At 68.0% G+C, this 16,144-nt stretch carries 12 protein-coding genes; 3 read left to right on the plus strand and 9 right to left on the minus strand.

The window, feature by feature from the left end; genetic code table 11:
* Entirely contained in the window at positions 1-864 is an 864-nt protein-coding gene (locus tag C1877_RS10720; RefSeq protein ID WP_114569147.1) for a respiratory nitrate reductase subunit gamma, read from the minus strand.
* A gap of 438 nt (positions 865-1,302) precedes the next feature.
* On the opposite strand from C1877_RS10720, the gene C1877_RS10725 reads away from it, so the two are divergent.
* Positions 1,303-2,232, plus strand: coding sequence for a LysR family transcriptional regulator (locus C1877_RS10725; RefSeq protein WP_015539511.1), 930 nt, complete (start codon positions 1,303-1,305; stop codon positions 2,230-2,232).
* Between the two features lie 79 nt (positions 2,233-2,311).
* Here the strand turns inward: C1877_RS10725 and C1877_RS10730 are convergent, their stop codons facing one another.
* The 4 genes from C1877_RS10730 to C1877_RS10745 form a co-directional block, all read right to left on the minus strand.
* Entirely contained in the window at positions 2,312-5,161 is a 2,850-nt protein-coding gene (locus C1877_RS10730; protein ID WP_114569148.1) for a tetratricopeptide repeat protein, read from the minus strand.
* Between the two features lie 160 nt (positions 5,162-5,321).
* Complete coding sequence (locus C1877_RS10735; protein ID WP_114569149.1) at positions 5,322-5,702, minus strand: NifB/NifX family molybdenum-iron cluster-binding protein; 381 nt, start codon at positions 5,700-5,702, stop codon at positions 5,322-5,324.
* A gap of 262 nt (positions 5,703-5,964) precedes the next feature.
* Entirely contained in the window at positions 5,965-6,399 is a 435-nt protein-coding gene (locus tag C1877_RS10740; protein ID WP_114569150.1) for a PadR family transcriptional regulator, read from the minus strand.
* A 1,083-nt stretch (positions 6,400-7,482) separates the two neighbouring features.
* Positions 7,483-8,802 (minus strand): DHA2 family efflux MFS transporter permease subunit, encoded by a 1,320-nt coding sequence (locus tag C1877_RS10745; RefSeq protein ID WP_114569190.1) that lies wholly within the window; start codon positions 8,800-8,802, stop codon positions 7,483-7,485.
* A 305-nt stretch (positions 8,803-9,107) separates the two neighbouring features.
* On the opposite strand from C1877_RS10745, the gene C1877_RS10750 reads away from it, so the two are divergent.
* Entirely contained in the window at positions 9,108-9,770 is a 663-nt protein-coding gene (locus tag C1877_RS10750) for a DUF1648 domain-containing protein (RefSeq protein ID WP_049784067.1), read from the plus strand.
* A gap of 209 nt (positions 9,771-9,979) precedes the next feature.
* Here the strand turns inward: C1877_RS10750 and pth are convergent, their stop codons facing one another.
* The 4 genes from pth to nhaA form a co-directional block, all read right to left on the minus strand.
* Complete coding sequence (gene pth / locus C1877_RS10755) at positions 9,980-10,537, minus strand: aminoacyl-tRNA hydrolase (RefSeq protein WP_015539508.1); 558 nt, start codon at positions 10,535-10,537, stop codon at positions 9,980-9,982.
* Between the two features lie 6 nt (positions 10,538-10,543).
* Positions 10,544-11,509 carry a ribose-phosphate diphosphokinase gene (locus C1877_RS10760; RefSeq protein ID WP_015539507.1) on the minus strand — a complete coding sequence of 322 codons (966 nt, stop codon included), beginning with the start codon at positions 11,507-11,509 and terminating at the stop codon, positions 10,544-10,546.
* A 131-nt stretch (positions 11,510-11,640) separates the two neighbouring features.
* On the minus strand, positions 11,641-13,020 hold the full coding sequence (glmU, locus tag C1877_RS10765; RefSeq protein WP_114569151.1) for a bifunctional UDP-N-acetylglucosamine diphosphorylase/glucosamine-1-phosphate N-acetyltransferase GlmU: 1,380 nt from the start codon (positions 13,018-13,020) through the stop codon (positions 11,641-11,643).
* Positions 13,021-13,201: 181 nt separating this feature from the next.
* The gene (nhaA, locus tag C1877_RS10770; protein WP_015539506.1) at positions 13,202-15,025 is read right to left on the minus strand and encodes a Na+/H+ antiporter NhaA; all 1,824 of its coding nucleotides are present in this window, start codon (positions 15,023-15,025) and stop codon (positions 13,202-13,204) included.
* A 338-nt stretch (positions 15,026-15,363) separates the two neighbouring features.
* On the opposite strand from nhaA, the gene hpf reads away from it, so the two are divergent.
* A complete protein-coding gene (gene hpf, locus C1877_RS10775) occupies positions 15,364-15,939 on the plus strand; it encodes a ribosome hibernation-promoting factor, HPF/YfiA family (RefSeq protein ID WP_041239282.1) in 576 nt (191 codons plus the stop codon).
* The last annotated feature ends 205 nt before the right edge of the window (positions 15,940-16,144 follow it).

Raw genomic sequence — 16,144 nt, forward strand, 5'->3', positions numbered from 1 at the left:
TTATCCTTTCGACGACTCGGACGTGGGCGCCTGCTGCTTCGCGGCCGACCAGCCGGTATGGGCAGGATGCGCGGCGGCGTCCTCGAACCGGCGCTCCACGGAGCTGCCCGGCAGGTTGGGATCGTTGTCCCACAGCACCTTGTGGAAGCAGAAGAACTTGCCCACGTAGTGGCTCATCTTGGAAAGCGGGATGTACAGGAACATGATGCCCAGCAGCGCCAGGTGCACGAGCACGATGGGCGGCAGGTCCGTGGCGCTCAGCGTGAACACCTGCGCGGCCACCTCGAAGGGCGACGTGACGAACAGCCACGAGTACGCGCCGGTGAGCAACACCGTCAGCAGCAGCACGATGTTGAAGTACTCGAGCGGGGTGGTGTACTTCGCCAGCACGCGGTCCGACACGCGGCGCACCAGCAAGAGCACGCAGCCCACCGTCGACAGCGCGAAGCCGACGACCCCCACGACGGTCACCGCGAGCACGTACCAGTCGGGATGCCATGCCACGCTGACCAGCAGCAGCACCGACCATCCCAGCATGACGTAGATGCCCAGGTGCATGGAGTACGACGCCCACCACAGCACGCGCTGGTGCACGAAGAGCTTCTTGATGAACAGCATTTCCTTCATGATGTCGACGGCCTCGTTGACCCGGTCGATCTTACGCGGCTTCGTCCACCATTCGGGCTCCTCCAGGTACGAGCCGCCGTAGGCCGCCCGCCCGCCGCCTTCCTTGGGAACGGGATAGAGGTCGAGGCGCGCATGGATCTGCATGTGCGCGAACTTGTAGGCTTTCCTCAAGGACAGCGCGAAGAAACCGAACATCGCAAGCAGAATGAACACGGATACGAGCATATCAACCGTCATTGAAACCGCCCCCCTACGCCCTTTTCCGGAGCGCGCATCGGTGGAAAAACCGTCTCGGCGTGATGCACCGGCATGGCCTTAAAGCTACGGCACGGTTGCCGAAGTGTAAAATTCTGTTTTGCGATAGCGTCATAAAAAGCAGCTATGACTTGCGGTAAAATGGTTGCGCAAACGCTGGGCTCCCTCTGTGCAATGAAAATGAAAACTATCGATTCATCTGGTAATACTCTGCTGATAAACCATGAACGCAGCAAGGGGAGAACAAGGATTCGGCCGCGTGGGAGGCAGCGTTTCCCTGGAATCGGAATTACGTATGGCATCCCCTGTTCTCTCTATGGCCAAATTGACACCGTTGTACTTATACTTTTTTCCGGGGAGGGTACCGTTCGTTGTCTAACAAGGGGCCTTGTCGGCCTTTTGAAAGCATGAGGGGGCGGCATGAGTTCTTTAGAGGAGTTTCTCGTATTCAAGGACGTTGCCTACACCGGCAACATCACCCGCACTTCCGAGCGACTGCACATGAGCCAGCCAAGCGTGAGCATCCACATCCAGAACCTGGAGAAGGAATACGGCACGCAGTTCCTCGACCGCACCAACCGGGGCGTCACCCTCACCGAGAGCGGCGAGGTGTTCTACGGCTACGCGAAGGAGATCGTGCAGCTCATCTGCGAGGCGCGCGAGGCCGTGCTCAAGGCGGCCACCTGCCACCACGGCATCCGCATCGGGGCCACGTTCACCATCGGCGAGTACCTCCTGCCCTTCTTCCTGCGCGAGTACTACACAAACGAGCAGGATGCCGACATCGACGTGCAGATAGCCGACACCGAGATACTCGCGCGCGAGATCATGGACAAGCGGCTGCACGTCGCCCTCATCGAAGGGCCCGTGCCCGACGAGCCGAACTTCACCGTGGAGACGTTCTGGCACGACGAGCTGGTGGTCGTGGTGCCGAGCGACCATCCGTGGAGCGCGAGCCAATCCATCAGCTTCAGCGAGCTGGCATCCGAGACGCTCATCACCCGCGAGCAGGGCTCCGGCACGCGCAAGGTGATGGAGCTGGCCCTGGCGCGCAGCGGCTTCAACCACCAGGATCTGAACATACGGCTTGAACTGGGAAGCACGCAGGCCATCAAGCAGGCGGTGAGGTGCCACATGGGCGTGGCCGTCATCTCCGCGCTGACCGTGCAGGAGGAGTGCCGCCTGAAGCAGATGACGGCGCTGCGCGTGAAGGACTGCTCGTTCGCGCGGGCGCTCAGCATCCTCACGCACACCAAGGGCAACCTCACCACCGACGAGGAGTCCTTCCTCCTGCTGCTGCGCAACCGCAAGAAGCTAAGCGAGATCCTGCCCAAGCCCATCATCCCGTAGGGCGCTCCCAGCCAAGCCCCCGCCCCCTCTTGGGCGCACCGCGGCCCGGTTGGAAGCCGGGCCGCGGTGCGCCCAGGGTCTAGTCGAGCGACTTCAGCACGTTCACCAGGGCGTCGTCCGGGCGGTAGTGCAACCGCAGCGAAAGCAGGTTGCGGGCGACCGGGAACAGGCCGGCGTCCACGGCGGCCGCAGCACCCGCGTCCAAGGTCTCGAACGCCTCTTCCGTCGGCGCCAGCACTATCCCCGCGCTGCGCAGCTCGTCATCCACGGCATCGCGTTCGATCGGCTCTATGCCGTGCTCTGCGGCCAGCTCCTTGAGCTCGGCCACGGCCTGCAGTGCCATCACGGGCGACGTCATGACCGACTTGAGGTAGCAGGCCGCGCCCGCACGCGGCCTGCCCGCCTTCCACAGCGCGTAGGCCAGCTGGTAGTAGGCAACGGCCACGTCGTTCGGCTGCGCGGCCACCTCCAGGCCCGCCTCCAGCACGGCCGCGGCGTTGTCCATATCGCCCACCAGCATGTACGCGCGGCCGAGCTGCCGGTAGCCGCCGGCCGAGGCAGGCGCCAGCTCGATGGCGCGCCGGCCGTAGCGCAGGGCGTCGTCCACGCGGTCGAACGAGCGCTCCAGCAGCGTGACGATCTCCAGGTGGCAGAGGAAGAACGAGTCGGGCGCCAGCTGGATGCGCCTGCCCGCGTCCGCGGCCGCGCGGGCGGCGAGGGTCGGCACGGCGGCGGCATCGGACGGCGCCGACGCGGGTTGCGAATCATCGGCGCCCTTCCGGCGCGCCGCTTGCAGGGCGCGGGAGTACCGTACGCGCGCCGCGTACGAGTCGAACGCGCGGTACGCCGTCACGGCGCCGTCCGTGTAGCCGTCGAGCGCGGCAGCCTCGGCCACGGCGTCCATGAGCACGGCCACCGCCTCGGCGGGGTCGCGCGGGGCCAGCGCGCGGGCGCGGGCGAGCGCGGCCAGGCAACGGTCCTCGCCGAGGAAGCACGTCACCGCGGCGTTCTGGTCCTCGGTGTCGAGCGAGCCCTCCGCAAGCGCCGCCATGAGACGCGTGCAGGCCGAGACCCCCTGGTCGTCCCCGAGGGTGCGGGCGGCGTGCTGCTCCTCGCGCACGATGCGGATGGCCTCGGTGGCGCTGCCGGCGCGCGCGATGCGGTCGGCCAGCTCCTCTCCCACGCGGCGGCGGCGAGCCTCGGCCGCGATGCGCAGGTCGCGCGCATCGTCCGCCCCCAGCACGGGCCGCACGGCCGGCGGCAAGGACGCGTCGTCCAGCTCGGGCAGCTCCTGGCGCCGCACGGTGGAGGGCAGCGCCTGCATGAGCGCGAACGGGTCGGCTCCGGGCAGGTCGCACACGGCGCCGCAGTACGCGAGCAGCGGCGCGGGGTCGCCCTCGAGGGCGCTGCGGAAGCAGCCCGACTCCTCGTAGGCCCGGCGGGTGAGCGCAACCTGGTAGAACGCCGCCTCCTGCCGATCGACGGGGAACTCGGCATCCGGCACGGCAGGGCCCTCGCGGCCATCGGGCGCGGCGGGCGGAGCGCCGTCCCCGAGCGGGCAGGCCGCCACGTCGACGCGGCGGATGGCCGGCGAGGCCTCGAACGCCGCGGCGGCAAGCGCCAGGCCGAAATACATGGCGTAGCGGCGCGCCAGGGCATCGCGCTCGGCGGCCGGCACGTCCTCCCAGCCAACACCGGCCGGGCCCTCGGCCCATCGGCGCGCAGGCATGAGCGCGGCGTCCGGCACCGTCAGCCGGAAGGCCGCAAGGCCCTCAGCCACGTTCGCCTGCATCTGCGCCTCGATGCGCACCGGCAACTTCAGCCGCTCCAGCACGCCGGCCAGGCGGCAGCGCACCTCCCATTCGCCGTCGTCGGCACCACGGGGCGCGCCGGCCAGGCGTTCGGCGTCCCGCGCCTGAGCCCCCGCCGTCTCTATCAGGTAGGCGTCCCAGCGAGCGCAGTCCGCGTCGCCAGCCAGCGTCGCGCGGTCGCCGAACACCTCCTCCATCAGGGTGAACCGGTTGAGCGCGGCCTCCAGGGCCCAGACGGTGCGGCGGTCGACCGCCGCACCCTCGTCCTCTTGCGCCAGATAGTACAGGTTGGCATAGCGCGCGGTGCGGACGAGCCGCAGCGCCTCGTCCGGCACGGCCGGCGGGCGCAGGCCGTCCAGGCCGGCTTCGTCAAGCCATTGCACGAGGCTCCTCACCAAGGCGGGCGGCCGCACCACCGGGTCGCTCTCGGCACGGCGCACCTCGTCGACGATGGCGCGCAGAACCGGCAGGAGCGGGGCATCCCTTAGGTGCTCATGAACGAAGGCCGTGCCCCGTTCGGGCACCTCCGCCCCGCCCAGCCGGGGCCGATGCACGAACGCCAGGTAGGCGCGGGCGAGCGCGTCGTCGTAGGAGAGGCCTGCTGCATGCGGCCCGAAGTCGTACCAGGTGTCCGTGAACGTGTAGCGGCCGTTCTCGCACGTGTACTGCGCCACCTGCCGCTCGTCCTCGCCGTCCGCGCGCACCTCCACGCAGCCGCGCTCCACGTTCGCGCGCGCTCCCCGGGCGGGCGCGCCCGCGTCCGGGGCGTCTCCGTCGGAAAAGCGCGCGAAGTTGAGCTCGGGCCTGCGGGCAGGCGGCGCGGTGAGCGGGCGATCCGTGGAGAACGCGCGCCCGAAGCGGTCCACATAGGCCAGGATGCGGAACGCGCGCTTGCCCGTGAACTCCACCACGTAGCGGTCGCCCTTGGACGGCGCTGCGCAGGCACCGGAGATCCAGCCGTAAGCCAGCGCTGCCGTGCCCGCCGCCGCGGGCGCGGACGGCGGCGGCACGGCATCGGGCAGCACACGGCGCGTGGTGCCGAGCAGCAGCGCCGCCGCCGACACGGTGTACGTCCCGCCTTGCCCTGCGCCTCGTTCCTGTTCCTCGCCGTGTCCCAAGCCCTGCTCCTTTCTCTCACCGAGCAGGATAGCACGACCAGGCAGCCCCGCGTCCAAAACCCAGCACGTCTGCATGCCATCCGTCCGCGTCGTCCCCTAGAACGCACGAGGTGCGCCTGCCGTCCGGCGGGCGCCCCTCGTGCTCGATCGTTTCCCGAACTCAGTGATAATGGTTGCAGGCGTTCTCGGCACCCATGATCGGCACGCTGCCGGCCGCCACGAGCTTCGCGACCTCGCCCACGTTCGGCGTCTGGTTCTCGAAGTACACCGTGATACCCGCATCGTTGAAGCCCATCATCGGGCGCATGCCCATGCCGGCCGCCACGATGGCGTCCACGCCGGCATCGGCGAGCAGGCCCACCGGGCGCAGGCAGCCGCCCTCTTCGTGCGGCGGGTTCGCCAGCTCGGACGTGCCTTTGATCTCGCCGTCCTCGATGTCCACGATGGTGAAGCAGTCGCAATGGCCGAAGTGGCCCGAGCGCTCGGACGCGAGGTCGGCCGCGCCCATCGTCGGCACCGCGAGTTTCAGCGTTTCTCCCATGATGATCCTTCTTTCCCGGAACGTCGCCGTTCCGCTTATCGTCTTCCGAGGCCCTGTCGCCCCGGATCGTGCCCAATTCGTTTCCAGTCCGTCCGCGCAGGCGCCGCCTTGCCGGTCGGTCGCGCAGGCGGCGGGGTGGCCGGCAGCCGCCTGCGTGCCTCGGCACCGCGCCGTCGTCCGCGCCGTGTCTACCGCTTCACCGGGTCGGCAAAGGCTTTTGCGCCCATCGCCCGCAGCTTTGCGCGGCGCCGTCCGGCGTTCTTCAGCCGTCGCTCGGCGCCTGGGCGCCCTCGCGGCTTCGGCCGGCGGCGTTCAGGCCGCCTTCCAGCAGCCCCACCAGCAGCTCGTCGAGCCGCTGGCGCGCCCGCAGCGCGTCGAGCCACTGCTCGGCCAGCTCCAGACCCTGCTCCGTGAGCTCGTATTCGCGGCGGCGCGGGCCGGAGGCGTCCTCGCACCAGCGCGACGCCACCGCGCCCTCGTCCTCCAGCCGGCGCAGCGAGCGGTACAGCCCGCCCACGTCGACGTCCACCTCGCCGTCGGTCATGTCGAGGATGGTGCGACGCATGTCGTAGCCGTAGCCGCCGGCGTACAGCAGCGCCGCCAGCGCCGCCGGCTCCACCAGCGCGCCGCCGCCCCCACCGCGCCGCCGGCAGCACGGTTGCCGGGCACCCTCTCCTCCGCAGTCGCCTCGCGGCATGCGCGTCGCCTCCTTCTCCTCGGCACGTCGGCCGCCTCTTCGGCAGGTCAGCGGCTTACGTTGGCCGACTCTCCGGCGAGCGAGCGGCTTACGTTGGCCGCCGCGCCGCCTCCGCAGCCCGCAAGCTTTACGTCCGCAGCCCGCAGGCTTTGCGCCGCCTGGCCGCCTCGCCTGCGACGGCCATCGTTTCTTCGCGGTCTGCCGGCATTCGCCTTCCAACCACCTGTCGCCTACAGCTATATGACGTGAACATATATACTCCCAAAACATCTATGTTGTCAACATATATCTTTGCCCACGCCGCCATGCGTCCTGAAAAGCCGTCATCCGGTCGTTGCGCTGCTTCGACGCGCCCGCGCCAGCCGCAGCCTGGTTCGGCGGCAACCAAGCAGGTGAGCCGCAGCAGCGCCGCCCGCCCTCCATCGAGCTACCGCGGATCGGCGCACTTCGCCATCTTGTACGGCCGAAGAAAGGGCCTCTCGCAATACCAGTCGAAAGCACTCCTTCCCGCCACGAGGAAACACCAGCGGTGATTTGGCAGAGAGCCCCCATTTTGGAAGAGAATCGGAGGTAGGTGATTTTTTGCTCGCTGAAAAATCACCGCACACGGAAGAGTGGATGCAAAATGTCAGGTCGGTGCATCCCGCTTGATCGAATCGGCCCGAGTACGCCGAGCCAAAAATCACCTACCTCGAAATCTCTGCCCTTTTTTCGGCAACAACATCGATGACAATCACGGTTGAGCAGCGGAACCTGCGCCTTCTGGCAGAAATCGCAAGCTATTCGTCGTCGAGATACGAGCAGCCGTCGATGCATGACTCCGCAAAAGCAGCTGAACAGGGAAAACGACGATCCCGAGCAATGGATGCACCCCTGAATAGAGCCAAGGTTCTCACCCCATGACGAATAAGCCTCGATTTCTGCCAGAACAGCCTCCTTTTCAAGCGCGCCAAGGTACGGCAAGCGAAAGAATTGGCCGAACCGGCCCGTTTCGCGCGCCGGCCGGCACACCCGAGCGCCCGACGCGCACGCGTGCCGGGCCGCAATGGCGCTGCCCCGTCCCAGAGCGTGCCCGAAGCGGCCTTAGCGCACCTTCGCCACGATGCCGACGAACGTGGCCACGGCGAACACGGCCGAGAAGGCGAACGCCAGCTGGTAGGGCAGCGCGGGGTTGGCGACCGCTGCAGCCGAGGTGCCCGCCAGGGCAATGAGCAGCACCATCGCCGACGTGCCGAGCGAGGCGCACGCCTGGCGCCCCGCGATGGAGAACGAGCTGCCGTCGGTGACGATGCGCCCCGGCAGGCCGGCGAGGCTCCACGAGATGAGCGGGCCCATGAGCCCCGACACGCCGAACGCGCGCACGGCCTGGCAGAACGTGGTGACGGCGAGCGGCGTCTCCTCGTCCAGGAACACCATGAGCACCGACCCGACCGCCAAGAGCGCGCCCGACGCCACCGTCACGGGGCGGATGCCGAACCGGTCGGTGAGCACGCCGGCCAGCGGGTTCAGGAACAGCGCCGCCAACGTGCCGGGAAGGAGCACGATGCCCGCGTCAAGCGCCGTGCCGCCGCACAGCCCCTCCACGTACAGCGGGATGACCAACGTCACGCCCATGAACGAGGCATGCAGCAGGCACAGCACCGCGAACCCCACCGTGTACTGGCCCGACTTGAAGATGCCCATGTTGATGAGCGGGTCGTCCACGCGCTTCTGCCGCCGCACGAACAGCACGAGGAACACCGCACCCGCCGCGAGCGGGCCCCACACGAACGGGCTGGTGAGCGCGAAGCTGCTCGCCTCGGAGAACCCCAGCAACAGGCCGCCGAAGCCCAGCGCCGACAGCATGAACGACAGCGTGTCGAACCGCTCGCTGCGGTTGCCCTCCCCGCCGCGCACGAGCAGCGCCGTGGCAACCCCCAGCACTGCCACGCCCACCAGCAGCAGCACGAAGAAGCTGCGCCACCCGAACGAGAAGCTGAGGGCCCCGCCGACGGTCGGTCCGATGTTCGGCGCAAAGCCCATGGCGATGCCCGCGATGCCCATGGCCGTGGCGCGGCGCCCCTCGGGAAAGCGCGTCATGGCGATGGTCTGCATGAGCGGAAGCAGAAGCCCCGTGGACACGGCCTGGCAGATGCGCCCGGCCAGCAGCACGGCGAAATTCGAGGCTAGGCAGTCGGCAAGAGCCCCCACCAGGAAGAACGCGAGCGCGATGAACACGTGCTGGCGCGTGGTGAACCGCTTCCCCAGAAACGTGGCCGCGGGAACCGCGATGCCCAGCACCAGCATGTAGCTGGTGGTGAGCCACTGGCCCAGGCTCACGTCGAGCGAGAACTCGCCCATGATCTCGGGCATCATGGCGTTCACGGCCGTCTGCGAGAGGTTGCCGAAGGCGGAGGCCAGCATCACGATGGCGAACAGCGCGTACACGCGCCCCCGCTCGCCCTTGACCAACTCCCGCACCGCAGCCTCCTTTGCCTCCGCGTCCTCTCCGTACCGGAAAGTATAGCCCAAGCGTCGGCGCCCAGGCGCTCCTAAATCGGGGAAACGCTCCGGGTGGAGCGCCCGAGGTGCGCACCCTGGGCAGGTGTCCTGCCGTTGAGCGCCCGGCAGAACGCAGCGCCCGGAACCCGGTTGCCTCGTTGGTTCCCCTTCGTCTATACTTAGTATTGCTAAATACGCTTATGCGAGCGTTCGAAAGGACGGCGGCCATGTCTTCCAACCCCGTGCCCAACTGCGTTGCCGACGGTCAAGCCCCTGCGCGGCGGGGTCGCTGGCGCATCGCGGTCCTCCTTGCGCTCGCCGCGCTTCCACTCGTCCTCACCGCCGCAGCCCAGCCGTTCCTGCCGGAGACGGTTCCCGTTCATTTCGACGTGGGCGGGCCCGACCGCTGGGGATCGAAAGCAGAGCTCTTCGTCGGCGCGGGCATTCTCTTCGCCATCGAGATCGCGGTCGCCCTCCTGTTCGCCGTCTTCGAGCGTCAGCGAGCGACCGGGCGCGAGGACTGGCTCGTGTCGGACAGCTTCGGCGGCCAGATGTCGTTCCCCGTCGTCGCTGGCGTGTTCGCCGTGCTCGACCTCTTCCAGGCGGCAAGCGTGGCGATGTGCTTCGCGGAAGCCGGGTTCGCCGCACCCGTCGACGTGGCGCAACTGCTCGTCGACCTCGGGATGGGCGCGATCGTGTTCGGCCCGCTCGCGTTCTCGCTGTACATGCTGATCACCGGAAAGGGGCTGCGGTTCGTGAACTCCCACCCGGGATCGAGCGAGCTGGAGCGGAAGTTGGGAGCCGACAAGCAGCAGGCGCGCGCCATCGGCGGGCTGCTGCTGTCCATCACGGCGTTCTTGCTCGTGGAGTGGATAGTGACGATGAGATGAGAGAAACGGCTTTATTGCAGGCAAGGAGCTGCTGAAGCGCAACCCGCACATTCGCATCGAACGGAACGAGCGCTAGGCGCGCCCGCCGTCCCCGCAGGGCAGGGGCTCTGCCCTTGCCGCCCAACAGGGCGACAAGCCGTAGGGGTGCCGGCAGGGGCAGAGCCCCTGCCAAACGGAGCCAGCGACAACGCCGCCCGATCGGCGTTTCCCTAGTTGTACGCCTGCTGGGTCTTCTCCAGGCCCGCCGTTACCAGCGAGAGCGCGGCCTGGGCGCCGCGGTCCACGGCGTAGGCGAAGTCGTCGGCAGCCTCTTTCTTGGGCAGCGACAGCACCCAGTCCACCACGGGCATGCGTCCCGGCGGGCGGCCGATGCCCACGCGCACGCGGCTCCAGTCGCGCGTGCCCAGCTTGTCGCAGATGGAGCGCAGGCCATTGTGCCCGGCGTGCCCGCCGCCGAACTTCACGCGCACGGTGCCGGGGTCGATGTCCAGCTCGTCGTGGATGACGATGAGGTGCTCCGCGTCCACGCCGTAGGCGTTCATGAGCTGCTTCACCGGGCCGCCCGACGTGTTCATGTAGCTTTGCGGCTTGGCGAGCACCAGGTCGACATCGCGGTAGGCGCCCTTGGCCGTGAGCGAGCCGCACTCCGTCTTCCAGTAGCGCGCGCCCACCTCGCCCGCAATGGCGTCCACCGCGTCGAACCCGGCGTTGTGCCGCGTGTGCGCGTATTCTTCGCCCGGATTCCCCAGGCCAACTATCAGGTACATCGCGCCCTACTCGAACAGGCTTGCCACGGAGCCGTTGTCGTACACGTTGCTGATGGTCTTCGCGAACAAAGAGGCCAGCGACAGCACCTTGATCTTGCCGGTCTGGCGCTCCAGCGGCACGGGTACCGCGTTCGTCACCACCACCTCCTCGATGATGGAGTTGGCGATGCGGTCGTACGCCGGGCCGCTGAACAGGCCGTGGGTGGCGCATGCGTACACCTGCGCGGCACCCTTGGCCTTGAGGGTAGAGGCGGCCGCCACCAGCGAGCCGGCCGTGTCGATCATGTCGTCGTTGAGGATGCACACCTTGTCCTTCACGTCGCCGATGAGCGCCGTGATCTCGGCCTGGTTGTGCTTCGGGCGGTCCTTGTGCATGATGGCGATGTCGCAGTCCAGCATAGTGGAGAACTTCTTCGCCGCCTTCGCACGGCCCACGTCGGGCGACACCACGCACAGCTGCTCGGGGTCGAAGCCCATGGACCGGTAGTAGTCCACGAAGATGGGCATGGCCGTCATGTGGTTCACCGGCAGGTCGAAGAAGCCCTGGATGGCGTCCTGGTGAAGGTCGACGGTGATCACGTTGTCCACGCCCGCCGCGGCCAAGAGGTCGGCCACCAGCTTCGCCGTGATGGGCTCGCGCGGAGCGGCCTTGCGATCCTGGCGCGCATAGCCGTAGTGCGAGATGACGGCGGACACGGAGCGCGCGGAGGCACGCTTGGCGGCATCGGTCATGATGAGCAGCTCCATGAGCGCGTCGTTCACGTCGTAGCCCTCGGCGCCGCACACCGACTGGATGAGGAACACGTCGGCGCCGCGGACGCTCTCCTGGTAGCGCGCGTAGATCTCGCCGTTGGCGAACTTCTCCAGCTTGACGTTGCCGAGCGAGGCGTTCAGGTGCTTCGCTATCTCGTCGGCGAGCTCGGGGTTGACCGACCCCGAGAACAAGGCCATGCTCTTCTGCACTTCCGTCATGTGCGCGCTCCTTCGTGTTGCCGCGGGGCCGCCGCGCCCGCCGCAGCAGTCGCCCCCTCTCACATGGGCACTATTGTATCCGCAGGCGACGCGCCCGCACAGGGCAATCTCCGCCTTTTCGACAGAGCTCCTTACTTCCCTGCTTGCTGCGCGCGCTTCTTGGCGGCCCAACCGGGGATCTCGCGCTGCTCGGGGCGCGTGAGGGCCAGCGCGTCGGGCGCCACGTCCTTCGTGATGCACGAGCCCGCGCCCACGATGGCGCCCGCACCGATGCTCACGGGGGCCACCATCATGGTGTCGCTGCCGACGAACGCACCGTCGCCGATCACCGTGGGCCACTTCTTCTTGCCGTCGTAATTGCAGGTGATGGACCCGGCGCCCACATTCACGTCCTCGCCGATGGTCGTGTCGCCGATGTAGGACAGGTGCGGCACCTTCGAGCCCTTCCCCACCGTGGACTTCTTGATCTCCACGTGGGTGCCGGCCTTCGCGCCCTCGCACAGGTGCGCGGCCGGCCGCAGGTAGGCGCGCGGTCCGCACGAGGCGCCGTCGTCGATGCGCGCCTCCACGGCCACCGTCTCGTCGATCACGCAGCCACGTCCCACCACGGTGTCGGTCAGCCGCGAGTTCGGGCCGATCACGCTGTCCTCGCCCACGGACGTGCTGCCCATGAGGAACGTCTGCGGCAGCAGCTCCACGTCCTGCTCGATGACCACGTCCGGGCCGATCCACACCTGGTCGGGGTCGGTCATGGTCACGCCGGCCGCCAGGTGGGCGGCGTTGATGCGGCGCTGCGCGTACTTCGTGGCCTCGGCCAGCTGCGCGCGCGAGTTCACGCCCAGGCACTCGGACGAGTCGTCGGTGGGAAGCGCCAGCACGGGGCGCCCGGCGGCGCGGCAGATGGCCAGCACGTCGGTGAGGTAGAACTCGCCCTGGGCGTTGTCGTCGTCCACCTGCGAAAGCGCCTCGAACAGCGCGCGGGCGTCGAAGCAGTAGAAGCCGGAGTTGCACTCGCAGATGGCGGCCTCGGCGCTGTTCGCATCCTTCTGCTCCACGATGCGCTCCACGGCGCCCACGCGGTCGCGCACGATGCGCCCGTAGCCGTAGGGGTTCTCCAGCTCCATGGTGAGCACCACCACGGCCGCGTCGGCCTGCTCGCGCATGTCCACGAGGCGCCGGATGGTGGCGGCGGTGATGAGCGGGCAGTCGCCCGAGAGCACCACGAGCGAGCCGTCGAAGTCGGCGAGCGCGTCGGCGCACACGGCCACGGCGTCGGCCGTGCCGCGGCGCTCGGGCTGCACCACTACCTCGGTGTCGGCCTCTACCAGGGGCTCCACCTGCTGGCGCTCGTGGCCCACGACGGTCGCGATGCGGCCGATGCCGGCCTCGTGGGCAGCGTCCACCACCCAGCGCACGAGCGGCTTGCCCAGCACCTCGTGGGCGACCTTGGGCTTCTTCGACTTCATGCGGGTTCCGGCACCCGCGGCGAGCACGATGGCGGCAGCTTCCATGGTTTCCCTTCGTTCGCACGACGTTTTCGACCGTACAGTATAGCGCAGAGCCCGCACGGAGGGCGCGAACCCCACGCAGAAGCCATGCAGGTCGCAAGGCGAGCACGGAAGCAGGCAGCGGAGCGGGGCGCGGGCGCGTACCGGGTGCCCGCGCGGCCCCGTGGACGAATACCGGAGGCGGCTAATCCCGCGGCGCGCTGCTCCCGTCCTTGTGCTCGCCGCCGCTCGTGCCGGTGACGTCGTCGGCCTCGCGGCGGAGCGCGTCGCGGAGGGCCTCCTCGCCCCTCTCGCGCAGAAGCGTCTCCTCCACGCTGGCCAGCGGGGGCTCGCCGGCGTGCTCCTTGAACTCCTCCTGCACCTTCTCCAAGAGGTCGTCCTTGCCCTCCTCGCGCAGCACGCGCACCACCTCGTTGCGCACGGCCTCGCGCACGTCCCCGATGGAACCGCCGCCCAGAAGGCCGGTCGGGCCCAGGTCGACGGCTATCTCGAACACGCCGCCGCGCCTCTTCGCCGCCTCGACCTCGTCTTTGATCGCAGGGTCTTCCAAATCGCGCAGCAGCTCCTCGGCCTCGCGCGCGGCCTCGTCGCCCGCCGTCTGGCGCGTGATGTCGTCGGCGCTCGAGGACAGGTACGCCACGCCGCGCTTCTGCGCCGCCTTCGCCTGCAGCAGCAGCAGCACGAAGCCCAGTACGCCGGCCAAAAGCGATGCCGCCAGGATGCCCAGCTTCGCCGTGGCCACCAGGCCCTCGTCGGGGAACGCCAGGTTCGCCACGAAGATGGCCATGGTGAAGCCCACGCCGCCCAGGATGGACGCGCCCAGCATGTGGAACCAGTTCACGTTCTCGGGCAGCGAGGCCAGCTTGGACTTCACCACCGCCATGCTGAACAGCATGATGCCAAGCGGCTTGCCCACGAGCAGGCCCAGCAACACGCCGTAGAGCACCGGGCTCGAGAGCATCGCCCCCACGTCCACGCCCAGGAAGCTCACGTCGGCGTTCGTGAGGGCGAACAGCGGCAGGATGCCGAAGTACACCCAGGGGTACAGCCGGTGCTCCAGGCGCGTGGCCGGCGGCACCACCTGGCGCGCCACGCGGCTAAGATCCTGCACCGTCTCTATGTAGCCGCCCTGCGCGATGACGGGCGTCTCGGGCTGGTAGGCCGAGCACGCCTCGCGCACCTTGTCGCCCGACCAGGTGAGGAAGCTCTTGATGTTCACGCGCGACCCCGAGGGGATGGTGAACGCCAGCAGCACGCCGGCGATGGTGGCGTGCACGCCCGACATGTACACGCAGTACCACAGCACGGCCCCCACCAGCAGGTACGGAATGAGCGAGTAGATGTGGTTGCGGTTCATGAGCACGAGCACGAACAGCACCACGGCGGCCACGGCCAGCCACGGCAGCGACGGGCTGTGCCCGTAGAAGATGGCGATGACCAGGATGGCAATGATGTCGTCGGCCACGGCCAGCGTGCTCAGGAACACGCGCACGCCGTTCGGCACGCGGTTGCCCAAGAGCGCCAGGATGCCCAGCGCGAACGCGATGTCGGTGGCCGTGGGCACGCCCCAGCCGTGCGCCGTCTCCGGGTTCGTCGCGTTGAAGGCCAGGTAGATGCCGATGGGCGCCAGCACGCCGCCCACGGCCGCCACGATGGGCAGCAGCGCCTGGCGGATGTTCGTGAGCTCGCCCACCGTGAGCTCGTACTTCACCTCCAAGCCCACCAGCAGGAAGAAGATGGCCATGAAGATGTCGTTGATGACGTGGCCGAGCGACATGCCGGCGAACCCGTCGCCGAAGAACACGCCCACCTCCGTGTGCCAGAAGCCCAAAAACGCCTCGTACGCCCCCGTGTTCGCCACGATCAGCGCCACGACGGCCGCCAGGAGCATGGCGCCCGCGGCCTTCGTCGAAGAGTGCGTGAATTGGATGAGCTTGCGGTAGCGCGCCTGATGCCGTTGCACCTCGTTGATGAACAGCTTCTGCTCTTTGGCCGGTGTGGATGCCATGTCCGCCCTATCTGTCGACAATGCCTGAAAGTCCTATTATCCCTTATACACCCTCGTGGGCCTCGCATTCACCACCCGTTTCCAACCCGATTTCACAACGTAGCGCATTCTCTCCAAGGCGGTGCCCCGCAGGCCGGCGCCCCGTGCGCCGTTTTGCCAACGGCTCGAAAATACCCTGCCGCAGTCGGGCGTTTTGCGCTATGCTGTACCCATCAGTTTGGCGTGAGGAGTCGACTTGGGTCTTGCATGAGCGGCATATCGGTATCCGCCCCGCACGACCTCGGCCAGGGCTTCCGGCCAAGCTTTTTTTATTCGCCACGAGGTAAGAGGTGAGTGCTATGAGCATTACCGTAGCCGGACGCAAAATGCCCGTAACCGATGCACTGCGTCAATACGCCGAGGAGAAGATCGGCAACTCGATGAAGGTCATGGACATCGACCCTCTCGTTGCCGAGGTTGTTCTGTACGTGGAGAAGAATCCCGCGAACCCCCGCCCTGCCTGCTGCGAGGTCACGCTGCGCACGAAGGGCCACATCATCCGCGTGGAGGAATGCGAAGAGGACATGTACGCCGCCATCGACGTGGCCGCCGCCAAAGTGGTCCGCCAGCTGCGCAAGTACAAGACGAAGGTCATCGACCGCAAGCTGCGCGCCGTGGACGAGACCATCCGCACCGAGCCCGTGCCGACCAAGGATCTCGACCAGCTCATGGAGGAGCTCGCGGCCGACGAGGAGGTCGTGCGCGTGAAGGAGATCGAGTTCGAGCCGCTGACCGAGGAGGAGGCGCTCGTGAAGATCGACCTCTTGGGCCACGACTTCTTCGCCTACACCGACCGCGACACCAGCATGGTGAACGTGCTCTACCGCCGCGACGACGGCGGCTACGGCCTGCTCAAGCAGCGCGAAGAAGCCTAGCATCCGAAGGGGAGAACGGTGACCGGTTCCAACAGGCACGACGATGCTCGGTCCCGCCGTTCTCCCCGCCCTGCCCGGGCGGGGCGGGTCGTGCTCTCCGCCCGGGACTACCTGAAGAGCACTCCCGGCCAGACGGCCGAGCAGATCGGCCCGGCCACGGGGAATACGGGGAGCCGCAGGCCGTCGACCCTGGAGGACGCGCAAG

This window comes from Gordonibacter pamelaeae (assembly GCF_003340385.1).
GTDB classification, from domain to species: Bacteria; Actinomycetota; Coriobacteriia; order Coriobacteriales; family Eggerthellaceae; genus Gordonibacter; species Gordonibacter pamelaeae.

Bases quoted from the DNA above. Each gene is read 5' to 3' on its own strand.
- C1877_RS10745 (WP_114569190.1), bottom strand. From the start codon at position 8,802: ATGCTGGCCTCCGCCTTCGGCAACCTCTCGCAGACGGCCGTGAACGCC.
- nhaA (WP_015539506.1), bottom strand. From the start codon at position 15,025: ATGGCATCCACACCGGCCAAAGAGCAGAAGCTGTTCATCAACGAGGTG.
- C1877_RS10750 (WP_049784067.1), top strand. From the start codon at position 9,108: ATGTCTTCCAACCCCGTGCCCAACTGCGTTGCCGACGGTCAAGCCCCT.
- pth (WP_015539508.1), bottom strand. From the start codon at position 10,537: ATGTACCTGATAGTTGGCCTGGGGAATCCGGGCGAAGAATACGCGCAC.
- glmU (WP_114569151.1), bottom strand. From the start codon at position 13,020: ATGGAAGCTGCCGCCATCGTGCTCGCCGCGGGTGCCGGAACCCGCATG.
- C1877_RS10735 (WP_114569149.1), bottom strand. From the start codon at position 5,702: ATGGGAGAAACGCTGAAACTCGCGGTGCCGACGATGGGCGCGGCCGAC.
- C1877_RS10740 (WP_114569150.1), bottom strand. From the start codon at position 6,399: ATGCCGCGAGGCGACTGCGGAGGAGAGGGTGCCCGGCAACCGTGCTGC.
- C1877_RS10720 (WP_114569147.1), bottom strand. From the start codon at position 864: ATGACGGTTGATATGCTCGTATCCGTGTTCATTCTGCTTGCGATGTTC.
- C1877_RS10760 (WP_015539507.1), bottom strand. From the start codon at position 11,509: ATGACGGAAGTGCAGAAGAGCATGGCCTTGTTCTCGGGGTCGGTCAAC.
- C1877_RS10725 (WP_015539511.1), top strand. From the start codon at position 1,303: ATGAGTTCTTTAGAGGAGTTTCTCGTATTCAAGGACGTTGCCTACACC.
- hpf (WP_041239282.1), top strand. From the start codon at position 15,364: ATGAGCATTACCGTAGCCGGACGCAAAATGCCCGTAACCGATGCACTG.